1 protein-coding gene and 1 pseudogene are annotated in these 1,470 nt (G+C 62.4%); one reads left to right on the top strand and one right to left on the bottom strand.

Features of this window, described 5'->3' with window-relative positions; genetic code table 11:
- Window positions 1-422: 422 nt before the first annotated feature.
- Window positions 423-1,153, top strand: a pseudogene (locus FV234_RS25760) (IS630 family transposase); the annotation flags it as partial.
- 130 nt (window positions 1,154-1,283) lie between these two features.
- Here FV234_RS25760 and FV234_RS26565 read toward each other — a convergent pair.
- Window positions 1,284-1,470, bottom strand: a 187-nt coding sequence (locus tag FV234_RS26565; RefSeq protein ID WP_210251000.1) for a hypothetical protein, incomplete at its 5' end; no start/stop codon positions are given.

The following is a 1,470-nucleotide window of genomic DNA, read 5'->3' as shown; positions in this document are numbered from 1 at the left end:
CGCGCAGGGCCATGATCTCGTCGGTCATCGGGGGTCTCTCGGGTTCGGGGTTGGTCGTCGCAACCCGACCCTACCCGGCAACCGCCGATGACCACCCCTCAGCTACACCACCGCCTGGGACACGACCAGCAGATGCCATGCGGCTCTCCTGCGAAAGCCGCGCAGGGAATCACATCAAACCCCGACCGGTAAACCCTAGTGATTCAGCCCGATCGGATGCCGCTCTAGCATTACGGTTGCGTTTCAACGCGTGTTTGCGGAAGGTTTGGCCGGTGTGGCTTCCGGCGCCGTTTGACGCCCGGTCCGCGGCGTTAGAGACGGGCGCATCAGGCGGCCGCCCGAACCCGCCCATCTCAAACGCCGTGCGTCATACCGCTTCTCGCTGAGCCGGACTCACGCGGGGTAGCGTCGGCATCTCGGGCGTGCTTCTTTCCTTGGGTTTGGAGCCTGAGGAGGATGCGATGGCTGCACCGGTGCCGCTGCGGTCGGACTTCGATGCCGAGGCCTTGCGCGGTCTGGCCAAGGGTTCGCGTGATCCGGCGCAGACCCGCCGCCTGTTGGCGCTGTCGGTGATCGCCGCGGGTGGTCTGCGCTTGGAGGCGGCCGAGATCGGCGGAGTCGGGTTGCAAACGGTGCGCGACTGGGTCGTGGCCTTCAACGCCGATGGACCGGACGGGCTGGTCGACGGCAAGGCCCCCGAGGCCCGGCCGCGCCTGAACGCCGACCAGCGCGATGTCCTCAAGGCGCTGGTCGACCAGGGACCGACGCCGGCCGCACACGGTGTGGTGCGCTGGCGGTTGTGCGATCTGGCCCAAATCCTGTCCGAGGATCACGGCGTGTCGGTCTCCGAGCAGACCTCGAGCCGGGTCTTGCGAGCCATGGGCTACCGCAAGCTCTCGGCCCGCCCGCGCCATCACGCCCAGGATCCGGACGCCGCGGCCGTCTTTAAAAAGACTTCCCCGACCGTCTGGCGGACATCGCGCAAGCTGTCGGCGGGAAGCCGATAGAGGTCTGGTTCTGCGACGAGGCTCGTGTCGGCCAGAAGAACACCCTGACCCGGCGCCGGGCCAAGCGCGGGACATGCACCTCAGCCCCCAAGGACCAGCGCACGGCCTCGGCCTACGTCTTCGGGGCCATCTGCCCGGCCTGTGGCATCGACGCAGCGAGGAGCTACGATTTGACCTGTAGGACTCAGGTCAAATCGCAAGGTCTGGTTAAGTCCAACATGGCGCCGAGCTGTCGAGCGAAGCTCTGGTGTTTACCCCCTTCTCAGTACGGAACGATCAATCTGCATTAATCGCAGGAAGACCAAATATGCAAACATCTTGATGATTATCCCAAGCACGTTCTTTATAACTCATTATCTTAATATGCATATTAGATTCTAACAATTTCATAATCCAGGAGGGACGTACCAACGCTATGCCATAATTACTTTGTTCGTTAAATATAGATTTGAAATCATGGTCA

Origin of the sequence: Methylobacterium sp. WL8, assembly GCF_008040045.1 — a bacterium.
Classification (GTDB): Bacteria; Pseudomonadota; Alphaproteobacteria; order Rhizobiales; family Beijerinckiaceae; genus Methylobacterium; species Methylobacterium cerastii.
The sequence above is the reverse complement of the archived record's forward strand: the minus strand, read 5'-3'. Positions and strand labels throughout refer to the sequence as shown.